The 17,639-nt window shown below is 29.3% G+C and carries 18 protein-coding genes; 7 read left to right on the forward strand and 11 right to left on the reverse strand.

Features of this window, described 5'->3' with window-relative positions:
* Positions 1 to 12 precede the first annotated feature (12 nt).
* The 5 genes from AAC008_RS02665 to AAC008_RS02685 are packed head-to-tail and all read right to left on the reverse strand — an operon-like array spanning position 13 to position 3,761.
* A complete protein-coding gene (locus AAC008_RS02665) occupies positions 13 to 486 on the reverse strand; it encodes a methylated-DNA--[protein]-cysteine S-methyltransferase (RefSeq protein WP_339887259.1) in 474 nt (157 codons plus the stop codon).
* 20 nt (positions 487 to 506) lie between these two features.
* On the reverse strand, positions 507 to 1,334 hold the full coding sequence (locus AAC008_RS02670) for an SDR family NAD(P)-dependent oxidoreductase (RefSeq protein ID WP_339887260.1): 828 nt from the start codon (positions 1,332 to 1,334) through the stop codon (positions 507 to 509).
* 14 nt (positions 1,335 to 1,348) lie between these two features.
* Positions 1,349 to 1,699 (reverse strand): hypothetical protein, encoded by a 351-nt coding sequence (locus AAC008_RS02675; RefSeq protein ID WP_339887262.1) that lies wholly within the window; start codon positions 1,697 to 1,699, stop codon positions 1,349 to 1,351.
* 3 nt (positions 1,700 to 1,702) lie between these two features.
* Entirely contained in the window at positions 1,703 to 2,179 is a 477-nt protein-coding gene (locus AAC008_RS02680; RefSeq protein WP_339887264.1) for a DUF6265 family protein, read from the reverse strand.
* 55 nt (positions 2,180 to 2,234) lie between these two features.
* The gene (locus AAC008_RS02685) at positions 2,235 to 3,761 is read right to left on the reverse strand and encodes a bifunctional GNAT family N-acetyltransferase/carbon-nitrogen hydrolase family protein (protein ID WP_339887265.1); all 1,527 of its coding nucleotides are present in this window, start codon (positions 3,759 to 3,761) and stop codon (positions 2,235 to 2,237) included.
* Positions 3,762 to 4,012: 251 nt separating this feature from the next.
* On the opposite strand from AAC008_RS02685, the gene ssb reads away from it, so the two are divergent.
* The gene (gene ssb, locus AAC008_RS02690; protein ID WP_339887266.1) at positions 4,013 to 4,345 is read left to right on the forward strand and encodes a single-stranded DNA-binding protein; all 333 of its coding nucleotides are present in this window, start codon (positions 4,013 to 4,015) and stop codon (positions 4,343 to 4,345) included.
* A 75-nt stretch (positions 4,346 to 4,420) separates the two neighbouring features.
* The gene (locus AAC008_RS02695; protein WP_339887267.1) at positions 4,421 to 4,864 is read left to right on the forward strand and encodes an HRDC domain-containing protein; all 444 of its coding nucleotides are present in this window, start codon (positions 4,421 to 4,423) and stop codon (positions 4,862 to 4,864) included.
* Here the strand turns inward: AAC008_RS02695 and AAC008_RS02700 are convergent.
* Genes AAC008_RS02700 through metG form a run of 3 tightly spaced genes read right to left on the reverse strand, consistent with a single transcriptional unit; the run spans position 4,850 to position 9,033 of the window.
* Positions 4,850 to 5,542: an HAD family hydrolase gene (locus AAC008_RS02700; protein WP_339887268.1), complete on the reverse strand. Its 693-nt coding sequence runs from the start codon at positions 5,540 to 5,542 to the stop codon at positions 4,850 to 4,852. The two genes, AAC008_RS02695 and AAC008_RS02700, sit on opposite strands and share 15 nt — an antisense overlap.
* 3 nt (positions 5,543 to 5,545) lie before the next feature.
* Positions 5,546 to 6,967: a hypothetical protein gene (locus AAC008_RS02705; protein ID WP_339887270.1), complete on the reverse strand. Its 1,422-nt coding sequence runs from the start codon at positions 6,965 to 6,967 to the stop codon at positions 5,546 to 5,548.
* 11 nt (positions 6,968 to 6,978) lie between these two features.
* Positions 6,979 to 9,033 carry a methionine--tRNA ligase gene (gene metG, locus AAC008_RS02710; protein ID WP_339887271.1) on the reverse strand — a complete coding sequence of 685 codons (2,055 nt, stop codon included), beginning with the start codon at positions 9,031 to 9,033 and terminating at the stop codon, positions 6,979 to 6,981.
* A 94-nt stretch (positions 9,034 to 9,127) separates the two neighbouring features.
* Here metG and AAC008_RS02715 point away from each other — a divergent pair, with 94 nt between their 5' ends.
* The 4 genes from AAC008_RS02715 (at position 9,128) to AAC008_RS02730 (ending at position 11,900) form a co-directional block, all read left to right on the forward strand.
* Positions 9,128 to 9,763 (forward strand): hypothetical protein, encoded by a 636-nt coding sequence (locus AAC008_RS02715; RefSeq protein ID WP_339887272.1) that lies wholly within the window; start codon positions 9,128 to 9,130, stop codon positions 9,761 to 9,763.
* Positions 9,764 to 9,830: 67 nt separating this feature from the next.
* On the forward strand, positions 9,831 to 10,730 hold the full coding sequence (locus AAC008_RS02720; RefSeq protein WP_339887273.1) for an LD-carboxypeptidase: 900 nt from the start codon (positions 9,831 to 9,833) through the stop codon (positions 10,728 to 10,730).
* Positions 10,731 to 10,818: 88 nt separating this feature from the next.
* On the forward strand, positions 10,819 to 11,178 hold the full coding sequence (locus tag AAC008_RS02725) for a YraN family protein (protein WP_339887274.1): 360 nt from the start codon (positions 10,819 to 10,821) through the stop codon (positions 11,176 to 11,178).
* Between the two features lie 62 nt (positions 11,179 to 11,240).
* Positions 11,241 to 11,900, forward strand: coding sequence for an aspartate kinase (locus AAC008_RS02730; protein WP_339887275.1), 660 nt, complete (start codon positions 11,241 to 11,243; stop codon positions 11,898 to 11,900).
* Here the strand turns inward: AAC008_RS02730 and mfd are convergent, their stop codons facing one another.
* Complete coding sequence (mfd, locus tag AAC008_RS02735; RefSeq protein ID WP_339887703.1) at positions 11,901 to 15,212, reverse strand: transcription-repair coupling factor; 3,312 nt, start codon at positions 15,210 to 15,212, stop codon at positions 11,901 to 11,903. It lies immediately after the preceding gene.
* Positions 15,213 to 15,258: 46 nt separating this feature from the next.
* Positions 15,259 to 15,903: a hypothetical protein gene (locus AAC008_RS02740; protein ID WP_339887276.1), complete on the reverse strand. Its 645-nt coding sequence runs from the start codon at positions 15,901 to 15,903 to the stop codon at positions 15,259 to 15,261.
* A gap of 251 nt (positions 15,904 to 16,154) precedes the next feature.
* Between AAC008_RS02740 and AAC008_RS02745 the strand changes: the two genes are divergently transcribed.
* Entirely contained in the window at positions 16,155 to 17,111 is a 957-nt protein-coding gene (locus AAC008_RS02745; protein ID WP_339887277.1) for an L-threonine 3-dehydrogenase, read from the forward strand.
* A 2-nt stretch (positions 17,112 to 17,113) separates the two neighbouring features.
* On the opposite strand, the gene AAC008_RS02750 is transcribed toward AAC008_RS02745, so the two are convergent.
* Positions 17,114 to 17,623: a nuclear transport factor 2 family protein gene (locus tag AAC008_RS02750; protein WP_339887278.1), complete on the reverse strand. Its 510-nt coding sequence runs from the start codon at positions 17,621 to 17,623 to the stop codon at positions 17,114 to 17,116.
* Positions 17,624 to 17,639: the final 16 nt, after the last annotated feature.

Here is a 17,639-nt window from a genome sequence, read left to right on the forward strand (position 1 = left end):
TCGATTTAGATTTTAAAACAAAGATTGTTGCTTTACTGGATTTTCATGATCTAACAACCATTTTTTTCGCCATAAACCACCAGCGTAACCTGTTAATGAACCATCAGAACCTATTACTCTATGACAAGGAACCACAATCCAAAGTGGATTTTTTCCGTTAGCGTTTGCAACTGCTCTAATTGCTTTTACATCACCTAGTTTTATAGAAAGTTCTTGATAAGAAATTGTCTTTCCGTAAGGAATGTTAAGTAATTCTTGCCAAACCTTTTGTTGAAAATCGGTTCCTTTTGGATTTAATTTAAAATTGAAATCATTTCTATTTCCTTCAAAATAATCTTGAATTTGGTTTACTGCTTCTTGTAGTTCAAGAGGAATTTTTTTGGAGACTTTTTGTTCCTCATCAAAAACATGAATTTTTGAAATTCCGTTTTCATCACCTATTATTTCTGTGAATCCTAAAATAGTTTTTATAATTGCAGTTTCCATAAAATAAATGTAATGATTATTTAGAAAAGGTCTTCTCTTTTGAATTTGTAATTCAAAAATTCTAACACTTTTTTACTATTGATTAGTTTTCCAAGAGATTTTTTTGATTCATCAAATTCAGGCAAAGTCAAATTATTTTCAATTGCTTTTTGAGTGTAATATTCTTTTCTAGTTGGGTGATGAGGAGAAACAGCATTCAAAACTAAGCTGTCATACTGAACTTGATTCAGAATTTCACAAATTATTCCAATACAATCTTCTTGATGAATTAAGTTTATAGGAGCATCTGGGTTTTCTATATCTTTTTTTCCTGCTAAAAACTTTATAGGATGTCTGTCTTCACCGATTAAACCTCCAAAACGAAGAATTGTAATTTGAAAATTATTATTTGAAAGCAACAAATCTTCAGTTTGAACTAACTGTTTGCCGCTTTCAGAATCTGAATTTGGAATGGTATTTTCGTCAATTTCGACTATAGGAAATGCATCTGCATAAACACTTGTTGAACTTATAAAAAGAACTTTTTTTACAGTTGATTTTTCAACTTCAGCAATCAACAGTTTTATTTTTTCAACAAAATTTTCAGTTGGATTACTTCGTAATTTTGGAGGAATGTCAATAATTAAAACTTCCGAATTTTCTAAAAAACCAACAATATTTCCTTTAATTTCATTTTCAGAAAGCTCAATTTGAAAAGGTTGAATGTTATTACTTTCCAAAAGTTCTAATTTACTTTCAGAAGTTGTTGAGCCTTTTACATCATAACCAGTTTCTATTAACTTTTTCGCTAATGGAAATCCTAACCAACCGATTCCTAATATTGAAATCTTTCTTCTTTCTTCTTTCATCCAGCTTTTAAAATCTAAATTTCTTTTCTAACCAACATAATAAACTCATCTTCTAACAATCTATATCCTTGATCATATAAAAAGTAATACGTATTTCCAGTTTTTGTATTTAAGATACTAGTAAAAAACTCCATGTCAAAACCTTTGCTTAACAACTTAGTTTTTGTAGTTTTTCCTTTTCCTTCAGGATTTAAGTCGCAAAGAATTCTGTAGTTTTTACGCAACTTGTTGTTTACGTTTCGCATCAAATTATTTTGATCTTTGTTCATTTTGTTGTTATAAGCATTACGACAACCGTCAGAACAAAACTTTTTGTCTTCTCTACCTATAATTTTATCACCACATTCTAAACAATTTTTACTCATAATTTACTTCTTAAAATTAAAAACCATTTCCTCATTTGAATCTTCAAAATAGGCATAAATCTTTACTTCATTTGCTGATATATATTCAAAAGTAAAATTGTCGAAATACATTCTGTTGCCTTCTTTTTTAATGAATTTAAAATCTTCTGATTGGTCTTTTTCTTCCCAACCTTTTAAATTGGCATCAAAATGTTTGATTTGATATTCTAAGGTTCCGTCTTTTTCAACAATGTGCCCTAGTTCATAAAAGACAATTTTTTCTTTAACCACTAGCTTAAAGTTAAACATCATAGATCCACCAAAAGGATTGCTCCAATTTTCTTCATAAGTTCCGCCAAAAGCTTCGCCTTTCCAATTTCCAGCTAACCATTTTATGTCTTGTAAAGTTGCCTTTTCAGAACCTTTTTCATCATTGTAATGCAAGGTATTTTGAGCGAAACAAAATGATGTAAATAATAAAAATAGAATTAATTTTTTCATGATTAGTAGTTATAAAATCAGATTCTGAATCAAGTTCAGAATGACAAAAATTGGATTATTTAAGTTTTTTAAGTTGGTATAAATCATGTCTTCTGTCTTTCATAGTTCTAACACTTCCATGTTGGTGTAATTCTTTTAATAAATTTATATCGACATCGACGATTAGAGTCATTTCAGTATTTGGAGTTGCTTCTGCTTTAATTCCATTACTAGGAAAAGCAAAATCAGAAGGTGTAAATACAGCAGCTTGTGCATATTGAATATCCATGTTGTTTACTTTTGGTAAGTTTCCAACACAACCAGCAATTGCTACATAACATTCGTTTTCAATAGCTCTTGCTTGTGCACAATGTTTTACACGAGTATAACCATTTTGAGTATCGGTTAAGAAAGGAACAAATAAGATATTCATACCTTCATCAGCCATAAGTCTAGATAACTCTGGAAATTCAACATCATAACAAATTACGATTCCTACTTTTCCACAATCCGTGTCAAAAGTTTGAATGGCATCACCACCTGTAATTCCCCAATGGAAAACTTCGTTTGGTGTAATGTGAATTTTGCGATACATTTCGTTTGTTCCATCTCTTTTACATAAGAAACCAACATTATAAACATGACCATCTTCTAAGTAAGGCATGCTTCCGGTGATGATATTTATGTTGTATGAAATGGCAAATTCTTGGAATTTTAATTTTACCGCTTCAGTATGACGTGCTAATTCTTTTATGGCTTCAGCTTCAGATAAGTGATTGTAATCTGCCATTAAAGGTGCAGTGAATAATTCTGGAAATAATGCAAAATCACTTCCATAACCAGAAACAGCATCAATGAAGAATTCGGCTTGTTCAAATAATGCATCTAAATTGCTCAATGAACGCATTTGCCATTGAATTAATCCTAAACGTACAATACTTTTTTCTGTGTTAATTAATTTTGGATTGTCTTCATAATAAACGTTGTTCCATTCTAATAAAACAGCATATTCTAAAGATTCTTTATCACCTTCTAAGTAATTTTTAAGGACACGAACTTCGTGAAAATCATTACTTAATTGAAAAGAAAGAACAGGATCATAAATTTCCTTTTTCTTTACTTTATCGATATAAACTTTTGGAGTTATCTCGTCTTTATATTTTCCATATGTTGGAATTCTACCTGCAAAAATTATAGATTTTAAATTTAATTGATCACATAATTCTTTTCTTGCATCATATAAACGTCTACCTAATCTAAGTCCGCGATATTTAGGATTAATAAAAACATCTATTCCATAAATAACTTCTCCGTCTTCATTATGTGTAGAAAATGTATAATTACCTGTAATTCCTTTATAAGTTCTTGTTTTAAAAGCAAATTCTTCAGTAACTAAAATAGATAAAGCAGAACCTACAACAATGCCATCAACTACAATTACTAATTGACCTTCTGGGAATTTTTTTAATAATACTTCTAATTGTGCTTCTTTCCAAAACGAATCTTCCATTTCTGGATAAGACTCAATCATTGATTTTTTTAATTCTTTGTAATCTTCTATTTGTAGATTTCTTAATTCAACAGACTGTATTGTTTTAGGCATATTTAACTATTTTTCTTGCAAAGATAATAAAATTATTATCCGTTTACAAACGTTTACAAATATTTACAACCGAAAGTAAACAGATAACTACCGAATAAGTTTTGAAAGCTGTCTAATCTTTGCACTGTCGAAATGAAACACTGACAATTGCAATTACAAAAATCAAGTTCAATAGAAATGATAATTTTAATAGTTAAGTTTTATTAGACACGAAAATAATTTTATATAAACAATTTAAATTTTTACACGCCATGAATGCATTAAGAAACAAAGTACAATTAATCGGTCACGTAGGACAAGAACCAGAAATCAAAACTTTTGAAGGAGGAAAAAAATTAGCGAACATTACGCTAGCAACAAACGAAAGCTACACCAACGCAAAAGGTGAAAAAGTAGAACAAACGGAATGGCATCGTTTAACAGCTTGGGGAAAAACGGCTGATTTAATAGAAAACTACGTTATCAAAGGAAAAGAAATTGCTATTGAAGGAAAACTTTCACACAGAAGTTATGATGACAAAGACGGTGTAAAACGCTACATCACAGAAGTTGTAATTAGTGAGTTGCTTTTACTAGGAAAGTAATTTTTTTAAAGATTGCACGGATTTCAAATTATGAAGTTCGTGCAATTCTTTTTTATAACCTTAAAATTTTAAACCATGAACATAAGAGTTTTCAACATAAGATTAAGTAAAGAGTTTTGTATCGTTGATCAAAACCGAATGAATGAATTTTTAGATAGTGTAGAAGTAAAGTTGACTTCAACCAATTTTGTTACAACAGGATCAGCTGATTATTGGTCAGCTGTAGTTTTTTACGACTTAAAAAATAAAATTGATAAATCTTCAAAAGAAGTCAAATCAACTTTTGAAGATTTATCAGAACACGAAAAGGAAATTTTTTCATCATTGAAGCAATGGAGAAATGATTTAGCAAGAGATTTGAGTTGGTCAGCTTTTAGAATTTGTCACAATGCACATTTATTAGCAATTGTCGAAGCAAAACCAGAAACTTTAGAAGAATTAGCCAAAGTAAAAGGATTTGGAGAAGTTAGAACTGAAAAATATGGAGAAGATATTTTAGCTGTTTTAAATGCTTTTTAAAATATTTAAAATCTCTTTAACATTTGAAAGTGCTATGAAGTTCTCATGTTCAATCTCGAAATCTATTTTTTCGTATTCCCAAGTGGTGTGATACGGAATATGAATTCCAAAACCACCTAAATTTAGAATAGGTAAAACATCTGATTTTAAAGAATTCCCAATCATTAAAATGTCTTCAGGTTTGCATTCTAAACGTCCAAACATTTTTGTGTAATCTAATTCAGATTTATCACTCAATACTTCAATATGATGAAAATAATGACCAATTCCGGAATCGTGAAGTTTTCTGTGTTGGTCTTTTAAATCACCTTTTGTAGCAACAACCAATTTGTATTTTCCGTGAAGTTCTTTTAAAACATCTTCAACATTAGGTAATAACTCAACAGGCTTTTGCAATAAATCTTTTCCAATAGTAATAATTTGTTCAATACCTTTTCCTGTAATATTATTATCTGTAATTTTCAAAGCAGTTTCTATCATAGAGAGCGTAAAAGCTTTAATTCCAAAACCATATAAAGGTAAATTCTTAACTTGATGATTCAATATCATACCCAAAATCTCTTGACTAGAAGCAAAATCTTGAAATAATTGACAAAATCGTTCTTGTGCTTCATCGAAATAAGGTTCGTTGTGCCAAAGCGTGTCGTCTGCGTCGAAAGCTATTATTTTTGGGTTCATTAGTTAGTTGGAAAATTTATAAAATTTATATTTTAAACTTTTTTTATCATATCCACCAAGATATAAATCTTCATTGATTTTAAATACAATTTGTTTTTCAATTTGTTCATTTTCATGAATAAATTTTCTCATACTATCAAATGGATTTACAACTTTTTCTTTTGGAATATGATTAAAATTTTCATCAAAAAGACAATTAACATACATTACTTTCCTGTTGTTATAAGAGTTAACATTAGAAACAGAATAACTTGTTAGTAATGATCCAATTAAAGATCCTGAAAAGCCACCGATAATTCCACCATATGAAGGTGCATAATTGTCTTTAATAGGTGATACTCCACCTATAGTCATTAAAATTGTGTTGTTTTTTTTGTAAAAAGAAATTGCTGGATACTCACTATTTATTTTTCGTAAAAACTTGTTTGTATTATCTAAAACTCTTCTTTTTTCTATATTTCCATTCTCTTGAATAATTTCAGAATTTTTAAATTTAATTTCTTCATCATCATTTATTTCTAATGCTTTTATCTCAACATTATCAAATGACTTAATCAAAATAATCATTTTATCATTATTCATTTTTAATTGAATAATTTTATCGTCAAAAATAAACGAATTAGAATCAACTAGACCAAATTCTGTTTCTTTTACAAAGGGTTTGCTATAAACATTTTGACTTGATGTAAAATCATCTAAGTTTAGAGTCACTGTTTGAGTTGAAGTAAGTGAGTTGTCAAAAACAAGCACTATTTTATTTTTAAAAACAAAACATTTTCTTTTTTCAGAACTTTTAACTAAAGTAGGTGGGGTTTCAGTTAAAATCATTTCCATATTATAACTTTTATCCATTCCTCTTTTTTCAGAAATTAAATTCCAAAGTGTAGATGTTCTTCCTTCAGAGTTGAAAAAGCGTTTGTCTTCAAAAGAAAAAGATTTTTTTATAACTGTATCTTCAAGGCTATATATATTTAATGTGCTAGAGTTTTTAACTATTGTAACTATGTAAAACTTTGAACCCAAAGTAATTTCATTGATAACTGCTTCATCTTTTAATTTAAATTCAACAATTTTTGATGAAACTTTTTGAGTGTTAAAATCTATATTTTGTTCTAAAATATCGTTTTTGCTACTCCAATAAATAGTATACAAATTACCCTTGTTTTTGTAGCCAAGAATTGAATAATATTTTTTATCAGGCCGTGCAACATTAAATTGTGTAGTAACTTCTAGTGTCTCATTTAACTTAATACATTTCATGTTTTCTTTATCAAAGAAAAACAATCCATTTTCATTATTTTCAGAATTAAAAATAGTTAAATATTCAGTTTTTTTCTCTAATTCAAGTGAAAATTCTTGAACAAGATTTTGACCATTAGATAAATAAAAACATATTGAAATTAAAAGGCAAAATATTTTTTTCATATTTTATATAATTAGCTAATCAAAGCACCATTCATAACACCATCTGCGTCAGGATTTACGAAAACTAATTTTCCTTCTGCGTTGTTTGTCATTAAGATCATTCCAGCACTTTCAACACCACGTAAAGCTCTAGGAGCCAAATTTACTAAAACAGTCACTCGTTTTCCAACAACTTCTTCTGGAGAAAAATGTTCTGCAATTCCAGAAACTATTGTTCTTACGTCAATTCCAGTATCAACTTTTAAAACTAAAAGTTTGTTGGCTTTTGGCATTTTTTCAGCTTCTAAAATTGTTCCTACACGAATGTCTAATTTAGAGAAATCATCAAAAGTTGAAACTTCTTTTTGTGGTTCTGCTTTAGCATTTTCCATTTCGTTAGATTTTTTTGTAGCTTCTAATTTATCTATTTGTTTTTGAACTTCTTCGTCTTCAATTTTTGAGAAAAGCAATTCGGCTTGACCAATTTTATTTCCAGCAGGCAATAAATCTGAATTTGTTGAAACATCATTCCAAGCTAATTTACAGTTCAACATGTTTTCTAATTTAGTTGATGTAAAAGGCAAGAAAGGTTCAGCTAAAACACTCAAAGCAGCAGCAATTTGCAAAGCAACATACATTTGTGTTTTTACTCTTTCAGGATTTTCTTTAACCATTTTCCATGGCTCTTCATCCGCTAAATATTTATTTCCTAAACGAGCAACATTCATCATTTCAACTAAAGCTTCTCTAAAACGGTAACGTTCAATTGAACTTGAAATCACATTTGGATAGGCTTTTAGTTCAGCAAAAGTTGCTTCATCTACTTCAGTAAATTCATTTGGATTGGGAACAATTCCATCATAATATTTGTTGGTTAAAACCACAACACGATTGATGAAGTTTCCAAAAACAGCTACTAATTCGTTATTATTTCTTGCTTGAAAATCTTTCCAAGTAAAGTCATTGTCTTTAGTTTCTGGAGCATTTGCTGTTAAAGCATAACGCAAAACATCTTGTTGGTTTGGAAAATCTTGTAAATATTCGTGCAACCAAACTGCCCAGTTTTTAGAAGTCGAAAGCTTATTTCCTTCTAAATTTAAAAATTCATTAGCTGGAACATTATCAGGTAAAATATAACTTCCTTCTGCTTTTAACATTGCTGGGAAAATAATACAATGAAATACAATATTATCTTTTCCTATAAAGTGAACTAATTTTGTATCAGCATCTTTCCAATACGGTTCCCAATCTTTTCCTTCTTTAGCAGCCCATTCTTTCGTTGAAGAAATGTAACCAATAGGAGCATCAAACCAAACGTATAATTTTTTTCCTTCTGCACCTTCAACAGGAACATCGATTCCCCAATCTAAATCACGTGTTACAGCTCTTGGTTTTAAACCATCATCTAACCACGATTTTACTTGACCTAAAACATTTGTTTTCCAGTCTTTAGCATGACCCACAGAAATCCATTCGGTTAAAAAATCTTGATATCTATCTAAAGGTAAAAACCAGTGTTTTGTTTCTCTTAAAGTTGGAACTTCTCCTGTAATGGTTGATTTTGGATTAATTAAATCCGTAGCATTTAAAGTTGAACCACATCTTTCACATTGATCACCATAAGCTTCAGGATTATCACATTTTGGACAAGTTCCTGTCACAAATCTATCCGCTAAAAACTGATCTGCTTTAGCATCGTATAATTGTTCGGTAACTTCTTCAATAAAATCACCTTGCTCATATAATTTTTTAAAGAATTCTTGAGCAGTATCATGATGAATTTTAGAAGATGTTCTTGAATAATTATCAAATGAAATTCCAAAATCTATAAAAGATTGACGAATAATTCCGTCATATTTATCAATTACTTCTTGAGGTGTAATGCCTTCTTTTTTAGCTTTCATAGAAATGGCAACACCGTGTTCGTCACTTCCACAAATAAAAGCAACATCTTTTCCTTGTAATCTTAAATATCTTGAATAAATATCACTTGGTACATAAACTCCAGCTAAATGTCCAATGTGAATAGGACCATTAGTGTAGGGTAAGGCTGCTGTAATTGTATATCTTTTCGGATTTTGTATCATTATGATTTTAATTTGAGTACAAAAATAATTGTTTAACTATGAATTATCGAATTTAATTTAGATTTTGTTTACTTTTGAGATAAAATCGTTATAAATGAGAATAATTGTTTTTGTAATGTTCATTTCTTTTCAGGTATTTGGACAAGAAATTGTTGTTTCCGATTCGTTACAAAAAACAAATCCAATTGTTTTTTATGAATTTTATGGTGGTATTGGAGGAGGAACAAACGGTTCAATGTTTTTTGCAGGAGCTAATTTAAATTATGAATTTGAAAAATCTAACTTAATAACTTTACGTTATACTGGATTTACTTCTTTTGAGAGAGAATACTTATATATTGGATATGTTCCATTTCCTATTTTTACTAGAGAAGAAAGTGTTCTTGAATATGCTTTTTTATATGGAAAACGATACACGTTTGACAACAAATCATTAAGTATTTCAGCAGGAATTTCAATCAATGATAGAACATTTTATAAATATTCAGAAGAATTAAATTACTATAATAAATTTGATGATATAAACATTGGTTTACCCGTTGAATTTAACATTAAATGGTTCAAAGCAGAAAAAAAGAGGTTTCGAGCTTATTATGGTTTAATTCCTATTGGTAAAAAAAGAGTTAGTTTTGGAAGAAGTATTGGTTTTAAAATAATAGGAAACTTTTCAAAAACTACTTATTTAGGTATTGGTTTAACCTATGGTTTTGGTTGGCATAAAAAATATTAAATTCGTGAAGCAGCTAATTATAATAATATTATTTTTAATTTCGTTTCAAAATTATTCCCAAAAGAAGATGAAAATTCCACCTTATTTAAAAAAAGGCGACACAGTTGCTATTGTTTGTACCGCTCGAAAATTTTTTCCAGAAGATGCAATTCCTGCTAAAGAATTATTAGAATCTTGGGGTTTAAAAATAAAATTGGGTGCAACTATTGGTTTAGATACTTGTCAATTAGGAGGAACCGATTTAGAAAGAGCTTCCGATTTTCAAAACATGATGGATGACGACAATATCAAAGCAATTTGGTGTTCTCGTGGTGGATATGGAACAGTTAGAATGGTTGATTTGTTAGATTTTACTAATTTCAATAAGAATCCAAAATGGATAATGGGTTTTAGTGATGTCACGGTTTTGCACTCACAAGCTAATGTTGAACGAGTTGCTTCTTTGCATTGCATTATGCCATTTACTGTCCCAAAAGCTTCTGATGAGGTAAAAGAAACCTTGCGAAAAGCTTTATTTGGAGAAAAAATTGAATATACAGTTCCTTCAAAACCTTATGATATTAAAGGAAAAACTTCAGGAGAATTAGTTGGTGGAAATTTATCAATTTTATATAGTTTATTAGGTTCAAAATCGTCTTTAGATACTAATAAAAAGGTACTTTATATTGAAGATTTAGATGAATATTTATATCATATCGATAGAATGATGCAAAATTTAAAGCGTAACGGATATTTTGAAAATTTAAATGGTTTACTTGTTGGTGGAATGACTGATATGCACGATAACGAAATTCCGTTTGGTCAAAATGCGGTGCAAATAATTACTGCGATTGCAAAAGAGTATAATATTCCAGTTTGTTTTGATTTTCCTGCTGGACATTTAAAAGATAATAGAACGCTTATTTTAGGAAAACAAGTTGATTTTGAAGTGAATGATAAAGCTGTTGTTTTAAAATTTAAGGATTAATTTTTGGAACACAGATTTGAGAAATTAAAATTTTTTTTAAAATAAAAAACTAACTGAACACTAAATACTGATTACTGAACACTGAAAAATGGCAGAACATAATGATTTAGGACAATTAGGAGAAGACTTAGCTGTTGATTTCTTACAAAAAAAAGGCTATGAAATCCTGGATAGAAATTGGCGTTTTCAGAAAGCTGAAGTAGATATTATTGCTCAAAAGAATAATATATTAGCGGTTGTGGAAGTCAAAACACGTTCTTGTTTAGAATTTGGATTACCACAAGATTTTGTAAAGCCAAAGAAAATCCAATTATTGGTAAAAGCCGTAAATGAATATGTGGTTAGTAAAGATTTAGATGTAACGGTTCGGTTTGATATTATTGCGATTCATTATACTAAAGCCACTATTGATATTGAGCATATTGAAGAAGCATTTTATTATTTTTAAAATCTTTTGTTATAATTGTAACATTTTGTATTTATTTTGTATCATTGCAAAAAAATTTATTAATGAAGACCGTATCATCCTTTGTAGAACATTATTTAAAAACTAAACCGTTTTTATTAAATTCATTATCTGAAGGCATAATTAATCTTACTTCTTTAGCTAGAAATATGATGCCAGAAGTGGAAAAACAATTGGGTAAAGACATTAAGCAAGGTGCTGTTGTAATGTCTTTAAAGAGGTTAACAGAAGAATTAGATTTTAAAATAAATCATAAGGTTATTAAAGTAATTAAGAATATTGGTGAAATAACAGTTCGTTCTTCTTTGAATGATTATACATATGCTATTTCGGATTCAATTTTAAACAAACATGCTGAATTAATTTCGAAAATTAATCTTCAAAAAGATATTTTTTATACTTCTTCCCGTGGTGTTAATGAAATTAATATTGTGTTGAGTAATTCAATGGATACAACTATTGAAGAACTTTTTACTGGAGAAAAAAAAATACAAAAGTTAAAAGATTTGTCATCTATTACTATAAAACTACCCAATGAAAATGTTAATGTTCCTGGTGTTTATTATTACATTTTTCAACGTTTAGCATGGGAAGGCATTGTACTTTATGAGGTGATTTCTACTTCAAATGAATTCACTTTTTTAGTTAGTGAACAACAGGTTGATATTGCTTTTAGAGTTATTAAGGACTTGAAGAATGTTTAACTAAAATCGTTGCATCAATTCTAAAGCCTTATTAATACTTTTTACATTATCAAAAGTAAGTAGTAATCTTAATCCGTTTTTAGTATCTTTTTCCTTTAGTTTGCAAATATTTCCATTGTGCTGAACAAACTGCATCACTTTTATAAATCGGTTTGATTGATAAAAATTAGATTGTTGGTCACTAATAAAATATCCAATCATTTTGCCTTGTTTCATGATTAGTTTTTCAAGACCAATTCTTGTGGCAATCCATTTTATTCTGACACTGTTTAATAAAGCAATAGCTTGTTTCGGTAAAGCTCCAAATCTATCAATTAATTTTTGCTCGAAAGCTAGTAATTGTTCTTCGGTTTTTATAGTTCCTAATTCGTTATACAAAGCCAATCGTTCTGAAACACTATTGATATAATCATCTGGAAACAACAATTCAAAATCAGCATCAATCAATATGTCTTTTACAAATTCTTTAGTTTCAATATCGTTTTCAGTTACATATAAATCCTTGAATTCGTTTTCTTTCAATTCATCAATAGCTTCATTCATGATTTTTTGATACGTATCAAAACCAATATCATTCATAAAACCACTTTGTTCACCACCTAATAAATCTCCAGCGCCACGAATTTCTAAATCCTTCATGGCAATATTAAATCCACTTCCTAATTCGCTAAATTGCTCTAAAGCATTAATACGTTTTTGAGCTTCACTTGTCATCATTGAATAAGGAGGTGTAATGAAATAACAAAATGCTTTTTTATTACTTCTACCAACACGACCACGCATTTGATGCAAATCAGATAATCCAAAATTATTCGCGTTATTTATGAAAATGGTGTTTGCATTTGGAACATCCAAACCACTTTCAATAATGGTTGTTGCTACCAAAACATCAAATTCTCCTTCCATAAAAGCCAGCATTAATTCTTCTAACTTTTTGCCGTCCATTTGACCGTGACCAATTCCAACTCGAGCATCTGGAACTAATCTCTGAATCATTCCAGCGACTTCTTTGATGTTTTCTATTCGATTATTAATAAAGAAAACTTGACCATTTCGCTGAATTTCATAAGTAATGGCATCACGAATTAATTCTTCGCTATGACGAATAACATTTGTTTCAATTGGATAACGATTTGGAGGTGGCGTTGTAATTACAGACAAATCACGAGCAGCCATCAATGAAAATTGTAATGTCCTTGGAATTGGAGTTGCCGTTAATGTCAATGTATCAACATTTGCAGCAATCGTTTTTAATTTATCTTTTACGTTGACGCCAAATTTTTGTTCTTCATCAACAATCAGCAATCCTAAATCTTTAAAAACTACATTTTTGTTGACTAATTGATGGGTTCCTATAATTATATCAACTTTTCCTTCGGCTAATTCTTTTATGGTTTCCGCTTTTTGTTTTGCCGTTCTAAATCGGTTTAAATAACTCACCGTAACTGGCATTTCTTTCAAACGTTCTGTAAACGTTCTATAATGTTGATAAGCCAAAATTGTAGTTGGAACTAAAATAGCAACTTGTTTTCCATTATCAACAGCTTTGAATGCTGCACGAATTGCGACTTCTGTTTTTCCAAAACCAACATCACCACAAACCAATCGATCCATTGGTCGTTCGTTTTCCATATCAGCTTTTACATCAGCTGTAGCGGTAATTTGATCGGGTGTATCTTCATAAATAAAAGAACTTTCTAATTCTTTTTGTAAATAGCTATCAGGTGCAAATTGAAATCCTTTTTCCAATCTTCGTTTCGCATACAATTGAATCAAATTAAATACAACATGTTTTACACGAGCTTTAGTTTTTTGTTTTAAAGTTTTCCAAGCACTACTTCCTAATTTGTAGATTTTTGGAGCAATTCCGTCTTTTCCATTAAACTTTGAAATTTTATGTAAGGAATGAATACTTACATAAACGATATCATTATCAGCGTAAGCGATTTTAATAGCTTCTTGGGTTTTTCCTTCAACCTGAATTTTTTGTAAACCACCAAATTTTCCAATTCCGTGATCTATATGTGTAACGTAATCTCCAACTTGTAAAGACGTTAATTCCTTAAGCGTAATCGTTTGCTTTTTGGAGTAATTACTCTTGATGTTGAACTTATGATAACGTTCAAAAATTTGATGATCAGTATAACAAGCTATTTGTAATTCTTCATCAATGAAGCCTTGATAAATCGATAAAACTTCTGTTTTATATTGCTTTCTTACACTTTCGTGATTTTCCTCATCCAAATCTTCAAAAATATCATGAAAACGATTAGCTTGATTTTGATTGGAACAGAATAAATAATTCTTAATTCCGTTAAAATGATTTTCACTTAAATTGTTCAGTAATAAATCAAATTGCTTGTTAAAAGAAGGTTGAGGTTGAATGTGAAATTCAAATTCTTTGGTTGTTTTGAATAAAGCGGTATTGCTTAATTCAACAATATTAAAATGAACAGCTTGCTTTAAAAATTGTTCTTGATTGACAAACAATTCTTTTGGTTGAGCATGTTTAATGTCTTTCGAAAGTTTATCAAAAGCTTCAATGGCTTTAGCAAATAATTTGTCTAATTGATTGCAAACCAATTCTGTATTCTGAGTAAAAATGACTGTTTTGTCGTTGATGTAATTCAGAAATGTTTCACGATTTTCATCTAAAAACTTATTTTCAACATTAGGAATAATTGAAATTTTCTTTAATTTTTCAACTGAAAGTTGGGTTTCTACATCAAAACTTCTAATGCTATCAACTTCGTTTCCAAAAAATTCAATTCTATAGGGATGATCGTTTGAAAATGAAAACACATCGATGATTCCACCACGAACAGAGAATTCTCCGGGTTCAGTTACGAAATCTACTCTTTTGAAATTGTATTCAAAAAGGGTTTCATTTATAAAATCGATTGATAGTTTATCGTTTACGGAAACCTTTAAAGTATTTTTTTCTAATTCTTTTCTTGTTACAACTTTTTCAAATAATGCTTCTGGATACGAAACAATAATTGCTGGTTTTTTTCTGGAATTTATACGGTTTAAAACTTCTGCACGAAGCAAAATATTGGCATTATCTGTTTCTTCAATTTGATAAGGCCTTCTGTATGAACCTGGATAAAACAATACATCATTAGAGTTGATAAGCAATTCCAAATCATTCAAATAATAGGCTGCTTCTTCTTTATCATTAAACAATAAAAGAAAAGGTAATTCAGTTTTTTCAAAAAGTGCTTGAATCACAAAGGAAATCGAAGAGCCTAATAAACCTTTGGCATGAATTTTTTGATTTTGTTGCACTAACGATTCAGCAAAAGCAGAAATTTTTGCAGATTTTTGATAGGAATTGGTTATTTCAGGTTTCAAAAAACTATTTTTTATTTAGTAAAGGAGATTTCCTTTTGTTTTGTGAATTATTTATAGAATCTTGCTGTTTCATTTTTTCCATCATCAATTCAGGTTTTGCATTTCTAGCAGTATCTAAAGCCTTAATCATGTATTCTTCACCAATTTCTTTTGGGATTCTTTTTTTAATAATAATTTCTTCCCATTGACTAACAAGAGCAATAATTTCTGCATTGATTTCAGGAATTAACTCTTTAATTTTACTTTGTGGTACATCTGTTAAGTGAATAAATGTATCAAGCATTTTAATTTTCGTATTTAAAGCGGCAATTCTACTTTTTACTTGAGGTTTGTCAAATTGTGGTGGGATATTTAACTGAAGAGAATCAATTTTTGAAGAAATATTCTTAGTTTTTAATTGAAAAGCCGTTAAATTACTTTTTGGTTTTTGGTTGATTTCAATAACAAATTGTTGCCATTCATTCCAATTTGCAACTTCATTTTGTGCAGTTGGAGAAAGCGTTGGGGTTTTTAAATTCCACACAGAATTAACCAAATTAAAGGTTTGGGTGTTTTTTGCAATAATTTTTTCGTTTTCAGCTTTTGTAGTATCTTCTTCACAAGAAAACAAGAAAATTGATATAAATAAAAAGGCAATAGATTTATACATACATTTCAATTGGATTACAAATGTACAAATGTTTAAAAAACAAAAGTAAAGTAATTAGCATAAGTTAACACATTTTTGTAAAAAAATTAATGTCAAGCAAATCAAGAACATAACTTTGTTTTTTTGAGACTTCTTAAATCGTAAGTGTTGATAATGAGAATTTTTTAAACATTTAGCAAAAAATTAGGGTGTTATTCTATAATTCAATACTTGAAAATACTATATTTGTGTAGCAAAAATTTAAGGAATTTATGAAAACAAAAGTTTTAATTATCGGTGCTTGTGGGCAAATAGGAACAGAACTTACCAAAAAATTGCGTGAGATTTATGGTATTGAAAATGTAGTAGCTTCTGACATTAGAAAATTAAATATAGATGTTGTTAACAATGGAATTTTTGAAGTAGTAAATGCTTTAGATTATAATCAAATTGATCATTTAGTGGAGCAATATGAAATTACAGATGTGTATTTGATGGCAGCGTTGTTATCAGCTACAGCTGAAAAAAACCCTGCATTTGCTTGGGATTTGAATATGAATTCGCTTTTCCATGTATTAAATATTGCTAAAGCAGGAAAAATTAAGAAAATATTTTGGCCTTCGAGTATTGCTGTTTTTGGTCCTACAACTCCAAGTCAGAACACACCTCAATATACTATCATGGAACCTTCAACGGTTTATGGAATTAGTAAACAATCTGGTGAACGTTGGTGTGAATATTATAGTAAACAATATGGTGTTGATGTAAGAAGTATCCGTTATCCAGGATTAATTAGTTGGGTTTCAGAGCCAGGTGGTGGAACAACAGATTATGCTGTTGAAATATATCATCAAGCTATTTTGACTGGAAATTATACTAGTTTCTTATCTAAAGATACAGCTTTACCAATGATGTATATGGATGACGCTATTAAAGCTACTGTACAAATTATGCAAGCACCTGAAGAGCAAATAAAAATCCGTTCATCTTATAATTTAAGTGGAATGAGTTTTACACCAGAACAAATTGCTTCAGAAATTAAAAAACATTACCCTGATTTTGCAATGAGCTATGAGCCCGATTTTAGACAAAAAATAGCAGATAGTTGGCCAGCAAGTATTGATGATTCATGTGCAAGAGAAGATTGGCATTGGCAGAATGATTTCAATATAGAAAACATGACAGATGAGATGTTTAAAAACTTAAAAGAGCACAAATACAATAAGTAGTTCTATTTCTTTTTTTCTTTTATAATTTTATCTTCAATCGTAGATTTTATTGAAATAACTTCAGTAGAATTATCATTTGGAATAGTCATAGAAAGTACATAATGTTTGATTTTCCAATCATTATTTATTCTAACTAAAACTCCTGAGCCTCTACAGATTTTCATTTGCGTATTTAATAATTCATCAAACCAAGCTGTTTTTCCATCAGTAGAAAAATAAATATTTCTTTCAAGTGATGTAAAATCCCAAGCTTTTCCTTTGTCAAAAAAAGGTTTTGAAAAAGTCATGAAATCTTTTTTGTTCCAGTTTTCTGTTGCATCTGTTCCAATGAAAATTCCGTCATCAGCAATAGCGTCAAAATAAGCTTGAAAATTTGTTTCGGCTGCGTCTTTGTGCCATTTGTCTACTATTGAATTAATTTTTGATTTACTGGTTTCTTCGGTTAAATTTTTATTTGAAACACAAGAACTAATTATGAAAAGTAGTGCTATTTGAAAGAATATTTTTTTCATGGTCATAAATTTTGTT

It is taken from the genome of uncultured Flavobacterium sp. (assembly GCF_963975515.1).
In the GTDB taxonomy this organism is placed as follows: Bacteria; Bacteroidota; Bacteroidia; order Flavobacteriales; family Flavobacteriaceae; genus Flavobacterium.

Excerpts from the sequence above, each read along its gene's own strand:
- AAC008_RS02665 (WP_339887259.1), bottom strand. The coding sequence starts at position 486 with ATGGAAACTGCAATTATAAAAACTATTTTAGGATTCACAGAAATAATA.
- AAC008_RS02670 (WP_339887260.1), bottom strand. The coding sequence starts at position 1,334 with ATGAAAGAAGAAAGAAGAAAGATTTCAATATTAGGAATCGGTTGGTTA.
- AAC008_RS02675 (WP_339887262.1), bottom strand. The coding sequence starts at position 1,699 with ATGAGTAAAAATTGTTTAGAATGTGGTGATAAAATTATAGGTAGAGAA.
- AAC008_RS02680 (WP_339887264.1), bottom strand. The coding sequence starts at position 2,179 with ATGAAAAAATTAATTCTATTTTTATTATTTACATCATTTTGTTTCGCT.
- AAC008_RS02685 (WP_339887265.1), bottom strand. The coding sequence starts at position 3,761 with ATGCCTAAAACAATACAGTCTGTTGAATTAAGAAATCTACAAATAGAA.
- ssb (WP_339887266.1), top strand. The coding sequence starts at position 4,013 with ATGAATGCATTAAGAAACAAAGTACAATTAATCGGTCACGTAGGACAA.
- AAC008_RS02695 (WP_339887267.1), top strand. The coding sequence starts at position 4,421 with ATGAACATAAGAGTTTTCAACATAAGATTAAGTAAAGAGTTTTGTATC.
- AAC008_RS02700 (WP_339887268.1), bottom strand. The coding sequence starts at position 5,542 with ATGAACCCAAAAATAATAGCTTTCGACGCAGACGACACGCTTTGGCAC.
- AAC008_RS02705 (WP_339887270.1), bottom strand. The coding sequence starts at position 6,967 with ATGAAAAAAATATTTTGCCTTTTAATTTCAATATGTTTTTATTTATCT.
- metG (WP_339887271.1), bottom strand. The coding sequence starts at position 9,033 with ATGATACAAAATCCGAAAAGATATACAATTACAGCAGCCTTACCCTAC.
- AAC008_RS02715 (WP_339887272.1), top strand. The coding sequence starts at position 9,128 with ATGAGAATAATTGTTTTTGTAATGTTCATTTCTTTTCAGGTATTTGGA.
- AAC008_RS02720 (WP_339887273.1), top strand. The coding sequence starts at position 9,831 with ATGAAAATTCCACCTTATTTAAAAAAAGGCGACACAGTTGCTATTGTT.
- AAC008_RS02725 (WP_339887274.1), top strand. The coding sequence starts at position 10,819 with ATGGCAGAACATAATGATTTAGGACAATTAGGAGAAGACTTAGCTGTT.
- AAC008_RS02730 (WP_339887275.1), top strand. The coding sequence starts at position 11,241 with ATGAAGACCGTATCATCCTTTGTAGAACATTATTTAAAAACTAAACCG.
- AAC008_RS02740 (WP_339887276.1), bottom strand. The coding sequence starts at position 15,903 with ATGTATAAATCTATTGCCTTTTTATTTATATCAATTTTCTTGTTTTCT.
- AAC008_RS02745 (WP_339887277.1), top strand. The coding sequence starts at position 16,155 with ATGAAAACAAAAGTTTTAATTATCGGTGCTTGTGGGCAAATAGGAACA.
- AAC008_RS02750 (WP_339887278.1), bottom strand. The coding sequence starts at position 17,623 with ATGAAAAAAATATTCTTTCAAATAGCACTACTTTTCATAATTAGTTCT.